The organism is Micromonospora citrea (genome assembly GCF_049629545.1).
In the GTDB taxonomy this organism is placed as follows: domain Bacteria; phylum Actinomycetota; class Actinomycetes; order Mycobacteriales; family Micromonosporaceae; genus Micromonospora; species Micromonospora citrea_A.
In genome coordinates, this window is sequence record NZ_JBNADX010000022.1 from 108,502 (window position 1) to 115,742 (window position 7,241).

4 protein-coding genes are annotated in these 7,241 nt (G+C 72.4%); all 4 read right to left on the reverse strand.

Annotated elements, in window-relative coordinates; translation table 11 throughout:
• Positions 1 to 106: 106 nt before the first annotated feature.
• The 4 genes from ACPFP2_RS22415 to ACPFP2_RS22430 all read right to left on the reverse strand — a co-directional run bounded on the left by ACPFP2_RS22415 (position 107) and on the right by ACPFP2_RS22430 (position 7,130).
• Positions 107 to 1,507, reverse strand: coding sequence for a class II fumarate hydratase (locus tag ACPFP2_RS22415; protein ID WP_424091131.1), 1,401 nt, complete (start codon positions 1,505 to 1,507; stop codon positions 107 to 109).
• 80 nt (positions 1,508 to 1,587) lie between these two features.
• Positions 1,588 to 3,837: a hypothetical protein gene (locus ACPFP2_RS22420; protein ID WP_424091132.1), complete on the reverse strand. Its 2,250-nt coding sequence runs from the start codon at positions 3,835 to 3,837 to the stop codon at positions 1,588 to 1,590.
• Between the two features lie 124 nt (positions 3,838 to 3,961).
• Positions 3,962 to 5,629, reverse strand: a complete 1,668-nt coding sequence (locus ACPFP2_RS22425) for a fumarate hydratase (protein WP_424091133.1) — start codon at positions 5,627 to 5,629, stop codon at positions 3,962 to 3,964.
• A 91-nt stretch (positions 5,630 to 5,720) separates the two neighbouring features.
• Positions 5,721 to 7,130, reverse strand: a complete 1,410-nt coding sequence (locus ACPFP2_RS22430; RefSeq protein WP_424091140.1) for a hypothetical protein — start codon at positions 7,128 to 7,130, stop codon at positions 5,721 to 5,723.
• Positions 7,131 to 7,241 lie beyond the last annotated feature (111 nt).

A 7,241-nucleotide genomic window follows, 5' to 3' on the forward strand; every position in this document is an offset into this window, starting at 1 on the left:
TTTCCCCCCTCCTGGGATTTTTTTTTTTGGGTTTTCCCCCCAACCAACACCCCCCCCCACGCCGCAAACGGCGTCGATCACCATCGGGGTCGATCACACCGGACCGTCAGGGGTGGGTCATGCGGAGGAGGTCGAGGGCCTCGTCGAGCTGCGTCTCGGTGAGCTTGCCGGAGTCGACGTGCCCCCGGGAGATCACCACCTCCCGGATGGAGACCTGCTTCGCCAGCGCCTCCTTGGCGATCGAGGCAGCCTCGTCGTACCCGAGGTGGCGGTTGAGCGGGGTGACGATCGACGGCGAGCCCTCCGCGTACGCCAGACAGACCTCGGCGTCCGCGACCAGGCCGACCACCAGACGGTCGGCGAAGAGCCGGCTGGACGCCGAGAGCAGCTTGATCGACTCCAACAGGTTGCGGCCCATCACCGGGAGCATCACGTTCAGCTCGAAGTCACCCTGCGAACCGGCGAACGCCACGGTGGCGTCGTTGCCGATCACCTGCGCGCACACCTGGCGCACCGCCTCGGCGACCACCGGGTTCACCTTGCCCGGCATGATCGACGAGCCGGGCTGGAGGTCGGGGATGCGCAGCTCGCGCAGGCCGGCGCGGGGGCCGGAGCCCATCCAGCGGATGTCGTTGGCCATCTTGTAGAGCCCGACCGCGATCGTCCGCAACTGGCCGGAGGTCTCCACCAGCGCGTCCCGGGACCCCTGCGCCTCGAAGTGGTTGCGCGCCTCGGTCAGCGGCAGCCCGGTCGCGGCGCGCAGCTTCTCGATCACCTTGCCGGCGAAGCCGAACGGGGTGTTGATGCCGGTGCCCACGGCGGTGCCGCCCAGCGGCAGCTCCGCCAGCCGGGGCAGCGCCGACTCCAGCCGCTCGACGCCGTAGCGGACCTGCGCGGCGTACCCACCGAACTCCTGCCCGAGAGTGACCGGGGTGGCGTCCATCAGATGGGTACGCCCCGCCTTGACCACCGTCTCGAACTCGGCCGCCTTCTCCTCCAGCGCCCCGGCCAGGTGCTTCAGCGAGGGGATCAGGTCCTCCACGACGAACTGGGTGGCGGCCAGGTGGATCGAGGACGGGAAGACGTCGTTGCTGGACTGCGAGGCGTTGACGTCGTCGTTCGGGTGCACGTCCCGGCCCAGCTCCCGGCTGGCCAGGGTGGCGATCACCTCGTTGGCGTTCATGTTGGACGAGGTGCCGGAGCCGGTCTGGAACACGTCGATCGGGAACTGGTCGTCGTACCCGCCGTCGGCGACGTGCGCGGCGGCCGTCGCGACGGCCTCGGCGACATCGGCGGCGATCACCCCCAGCTCGCCGTTGACCTGGGCCGCCGCCCCCTTGATCTGGGCCAGGGCCTTGATCTGGGCGGGCTCGATGCCCCGCCCCGAGATCGGGAAGTTCTGCACCGCGCGCTGGGTCTGCGCCCGCCACAGCGCCTCGGCGGGCACCTCCACCTCGCCCATCGAGTCGCGTTCGATCCGGTAGCCCGCCGCCTCTGCACTGGTCACGTGTTCCATCCTGCCGCGCCCGGCCACGGCTCGCAGGAGGAAGCGGAGTTGCGACGGGCCACCGTCCGACCCGTGCGCGGCTAGGAGGTGGCCTCGAAGGCGCCCACGTCGTGATCGTCGATCCCGGCCGGTGCGAGATCGACGACCCTGGTGCCGTCGAGGTCGGTGTGGTGACCGCCGGAGAGCGGACACCGGTCCAGGGCCGGGCTGCCGGCAGCGGGCAGGTGGTCGGTCCGGATGGTCGACCGGAACAGCACCGGCGTGACGAGCAGGCCGGGCAGGGTGGCGCCGACGGCGCTGATGTTGCACCCACCCGCCGGCATGCCGGCCAGCGTCAGCGTGCCGGTGGTGGTGAGGACCCGGCTGACGGTGGCGGTGGCCGTCTCGTCGGTGTCGAGGAAGGCCTCGGTGTGCCGGGCGAACGTCATCCCCACCAGGGTGATCGACGACGTGTGGCGTCCGGTGACGAGAGCCTCGTCGTACAGGTTCACGTCGGTGTTCGAGACCGCCAGGGAGGCCCGCAGGCCGACCACCGCGTCACCGTTCGCCAACAGCACCGCCGCGTTGCCCGCCCGGTTGCCGATGAACGCCGTCTGGACGGCGGTGACGTCGCCGCCCGCCGCGAAGATCGCGCCACCGGCGGTTCCGGCGGTGTTGGCCCGGAACTCGTTGCAGTAGCTCTCCTTCTCCAGCCAGGAGGGAGTGCAGCCGTTGTTCTCGGTGATGCTGACCCGTCCCGAGTCGGTGAGGTAGAGGCCGCCCCCGTTGGCCGCCGTGTTGTCCCGGACGACCACGTCGTCGAGGGTGGCGGCGCCACTGGCCCAGATGCCGCCGCCGTCGGTGGTGGCCGAGTTGCCCGACAGGTGCACCCGCGTGCCACCGCCCGGCCCGCCGTCCACGTCGAGGCTCGCCGGGGCAAAGACCATCACCCCGCCGGCCAGGCCACCGGCGCTGTTCCAGGAGACCGACGCCCCGTTGTCGAGGTCGGCGAGGGCACCCTGGGTCGCCAGGATGCCGCCGCCGTTGGCCGACGCCACGTTGCTCTCGACCGATCCGTACCCGCTCACCCGCACCGTGGTGCCCGCGCCGAGGGCGTAGACGCCGCCACCGTAGGTGGCCCGGTTGCTCGACACGCTGCCCGACTGGGTCCCGTGGCCGAGGGTCACCGTCGAGCCGCCCTCGGCGAAGATGCCGCCGCCCATGTACGCCGTGTTGCTCTGGCCGGGCCATCCGATCTCGGTGTTCCCCTCCGACACGGAGAGGGTCGAACCGCCGGTCAGGTAGACCCCACCGCCCCGGTTCGTCGCCGAGTTGCTGGTCACGTCGGCGTTACCGGCCAGGACCACCGTCGCCCGGTTGGTCGCGTGGATGCCGCCGCCGTTCGCCCCGGCCGCGTTGAACTCGACGTTGTCGAACCCGTCGATGGTGACCGTGCCGTCGTCGACGTAGATGCCGCCACCCAGCACCGCCCGGTTGTTCTCGATCTGCGAGTTGTTCACCGAGTACAGCTGCGCGCCAGGGCCGATCACCTGCACACCGCCCCCGCCGACGGTGCTGGACGGGTTCACCCCGTCGCGCACGATCGCGCCGTCGAGCACGGCGATCCCGTTGTCCCGTACGTGCAGGGTCCCCTCGGCGGAGTTGCCGCCCTCGACGGTGATCCGTTCGAGCCGCACCGCGACGCCGCTCATCACCTCCACCACCGCGTCGAGACTCGACCCCGGGTGGCGTTGCAGGACCACGTTCGTGGCCGCGCCGCCGGTGGTCGGCTGGCAGTTCGCGGTGCCCTGCACCAGGTCGAGGGTCTTGCCGATGTTGTAGTCGACGTCCTCCTGGGCGGCCGGATGGACCCCCGGGGCGATGTAGATCGTCGACCCGGCCGGGGATAGCTCGATGGCCTCCTCGATCGTGCCGAACGTGCAGCTGGTTCCGTTGATCCCGGCGACCGGCGGGCCGGAGCCGAGGATCTTCGCCGGGCCGGCCGGGGCACTCCGCGGGGCGAGCCCGGCGCCCTGGTCCGCCGGCTCCCGCCCGCCGGTCGGGGCGGCCGACTTCCACCGGGGCACCGGAGCGCGGGCGGCCCGCGTCGCGATCCCCTCGGCGAGGGTGTTCGCGGTCGCGTCCCGTTGGTGGGCGTCCCGGCGGGTCGCCCGGTGCGGCGCCGGCACCGGGTTCCCGTCCTGCCGACCGGGCCCCGCGCCGACGGCCGGCGTGCCGGCGGCCCGGACGTCGGGCACGGCGGCGACCGCCGGGGGGACCGGCCCGGCGAGGGCGGCGCCGGCCAGGACGGTCGTCACGACCGCAACCCGCAGCGTGCTCGGTCTGTTCATCTGTCACCCTCCGAAGGACGTCGACATCCCCGTACCGCTCACTGAAGCGGGGCGGGTCAAGTCCTCTGCGGACGGCGTGGGTGGCCGGGCGGCCGCCGGGACGCCCGACGAGCCGGCGCGCGGGTCAGCGCCGGCCGACGGTCAGCACCGGCTTGGTGACCTCGGCGAAGAAGTCGTTGCCCTTGTCGTCCACGACGATGAAGGCGGGGAAGTCCTCGACCTGGATCTTCCAGACCGCCTCCATGCCCAGCTCGGGGTATTCGAGCACCTCGACGTGCTTGATGCAGTCCTGGGCGAGCCGGGCGGCGGGGCCGCCGATCGAGCCGAGGTAGAAGCCGCCGTGCTGCTGGCAGGACCGGGTGACCTGCGCCGACCGGTTGCCCTTGGCCAGCATGACCTGGGAGCCGCCGGCCGCCTGGAACTTCTCCACGTACGCGTCCATCCGACCCGCGGTGGTCGGGCCGAACGAGCCGGAGGCGTAACCCTCGGGGGTCTTGGCCGGGCCGGCGTAGTAGACGGCGTGATCGCGCAGGTACTGCGGCATCGGCTCGCCCGCGTCCAGCCGCTCGGCGATCTTCGCGTGCGCGATGTCCCGGGCGACGACCAGCGGGCCGGTCAGCGACAGCCGGGTCTTCACCGGGTACTTCGACAGCTCGGCGCGGATCTCGTCCATCGGCCGGTTGAGGTCGACACGGACGACCTCCTCGGTCTCCAGCGTCTCGTCGGTCACGTCGGGCAGGAAGCGTGCCGGGTCGGTCTCCAGCCGCTCCAGCCAGACACCCGACGGGGTGATCTTGGCGACCGCCTGCCGGTCGGCCGAGCAGGAGACCGCGATCGCCACCGGGCAGGACGCGCCGTGCCGGGGCAGCCGGACCACCCGCACGTCGTGGCAGAAGTACCGGCCGCCGAACTGCGCCCCGATGCCGAAGTTACGGGTCAGCTCCAGCACCTGCGCCTCCAGCTCCAGGTCACGGAAGCCGTGCGCGGTCATCGAGCCCTCGGTGGGCAGCGCGTCGAGGTACTTCGCGGAGGCGTACTTGGCGGTCTTCAGCGCGTACTCGGCGGAGGTGCCGCCGATGACGATGGCCAGGTGGTACGGCGGGCAGGCCGACGTGCCGATGAGCCGCAGCTTCTCCTCCAGGAACTGCATCATCCGCGTCGGGTTCAACAGCGCCTTGGTCTCCTGGTAGAGGTACGACTTGTTCGCCGAGCCGCCACCCTTGGCCATGAAGAGGAACTTGTACGCGTCCGGGTGGCCGTCCGGGTCCTCGGCGTAGATCTCCACCTGGGCCGGAAGGTTGCTGCCGGTGTTGCGCTCGTCCCACATGGTCAGCGGGGCGAGCTGCGAGTAGCGCAGGTTGAGCCGGGTGTACGCCTGGTAGACGCCCCGGGAGACCGCCTCCGCGTCGGTGCCGTCGGTGAGCACGTGCCGGCCGCGCTTGCCCATCACGATCGCGGTGCCGGTGTCCTGGCACATCGGCAGCACGCCACCAGCGGCGATGTTGGCGTTGCGCAGCAGGTCCAACGCGACGAACCGGTCGTTCGGCGAAGCGGCCGGGTCGTCGATGATCGACCGGAGCTGGGCCAGGTGCGCGGGGCGCAGGTAGTGGGCGATGTCGTGCATGGCCTCGGCGGTCAGCGCGGTCAGCGCGGCCGGCTCCACCGTCAGGAACCGGCGGCCCCCCGGGCCGTTGACGACATCGACGCCCTCGTCGGTGACCAGGCGGTACTCCGTGGTGTCCGGGCCGGTCGGCAGCAAGGGGGCGTACGAGAACGCGGCGGCACTGCTCATGACGGGAAAGCCTAGGGCAGACCGGTCGATCGGTGGCACCCGCCGGGTGTGGCGTGGGACGCCGCTCTCACCGGTGCGGGACGTGTCGCGCTCAGCCGTCCTTGTCGCGCGGGTCGGGGCACAGCTCCCGCTTCGGTCCACAGCTGTCCTCGACGCCCGGCGCGCCGTCGTCGCCACCCCGGTCACCGACGCCGCCACCGTCGGGCGGGGACACGGGCGGGACGCCCGTGCCCGCGCCGAAGCGGACGTACCCGATCTCCCGCCCCTCCCCGATGATCATCCCGTTCGCCCCGACCGCCAGCGCGTTCGCGCTGGTCCGCAGGACGACCAGTTCCCGGCCGGTACGCGGGTCCAGCGCGATCAGCCGGTTCGGCTTCTCCTCGCTGACCACCGCCGCGTACGGGGTGAGCGCCGCACCCGCCCTGCCGGTCGACGGACGGGTCCACCGCGGCCGGTCGACGCCGAACTGACGGCCGACGACCGACCTGCGGTCGGCGGCACGGACCAGGGCGTACCGGTCGTCGACGGCGAGCAGCTTCTCCCCCTCGGCGTCGACCAGGAGCAGTCGGCCGTCGTACCCGTCGATGACCGCCTCCCGACCGTCCGGGGCGACCCCGATCAGCACGTTGCGGGCGCCCTGCGGGTCCTCCCGCTGGACGCAGCCGGCGCTGTCGGCGGTACGCAGGTTCACCCCGGCCCGCCGCCACACCTCCTGCCCGGTGGCCGCTTCGCGGGCGGAGACGGCGTACTGGCAGGTGCCGTCGCGGGAGACGGCCTTGATCCGGAGCATCCGGCCGCCGATCACGGCCAGCCGCTCGTCCCGGCCGGGCTCGACGTTCTGCACCACCCGGCCGGTGGCGGTGTCCACCACGTGCACCCGGCCGTCCACCGGGAAGCCGAGCAGCGGTGGCGCGGCCTCGGGGCCGGCCGCCCCGGCGTCGATCCGGGGCGCGGTGAGCCGGCGGGTGCCGAGCAGGTTCGGATTGTCGGCGAACAGGCCGGTGCTCACGCCCGGCAGGAACGCCGTCCAGAGCGGGGCGGTGCCGCGCGGGTCCCAGGCGGAGAGGGTGCAGTCGGTCGGCTCCACGCAGCGCGCGTCGAGCAGCATGTTCCGGTACGTCCACACGGCCACCGCGTCGCCGTCGCGGCGGCGCACCGCCCCGGTGGTGGGATCGAGCAGTTCGTACCCCTTGACCAGGAGCTTGCCGACGGCCACGACCGGGTCCTTGTCGCCGCCGGCCACCGCCGCCCAGTCGGCCTTGCGTTCCCACAGCTGCGCCCCGGTGGCCAGGCTGCGGGCCTCCACCCGGGTCCGCTGCTCGACCACGACGGTGTCCCCGGCGATGGTGACGCTCTTCGGGGTGCCGCCGATGCGCTGCTGCCAGACCACGTCCGGCTCGGAGATGGGCTGCCGGCGGTCGACCCAGTCCCACATCGTCGGGAACGGGTTCCACACCCCCGTGGCGGCCAGCACGACCACGGTGACGAGCCCGAGCAGCAGCCACCCACGCACGCCGAGCTTCGACACACGCACACGGTAACGACGATCGCCCCACCCCGCCCCCGCCCTCCCCCCGTGTCGCCCACCTTTCTCCCCACCCCTCCCTCCCCC

Bases quoted from the DNA above. Each gene is read 5' to 3' on its own strand.
- ACPFP2_RS22420 (WP_424091132.1), bottom strand. From the start codon at position 3,837: ATGAACAGACCGAGCACGCTGCGGGTTGCGGTCGTGACGACCGTCCTG.
- ACPFP2_RS22425 (WP_424091133.1), bottom strand. From the start codon at position 5,629: ATGAGCAGTGCCGCCGCGTTCTCGTACGCCCCCTTGCTGCCGACCGGC.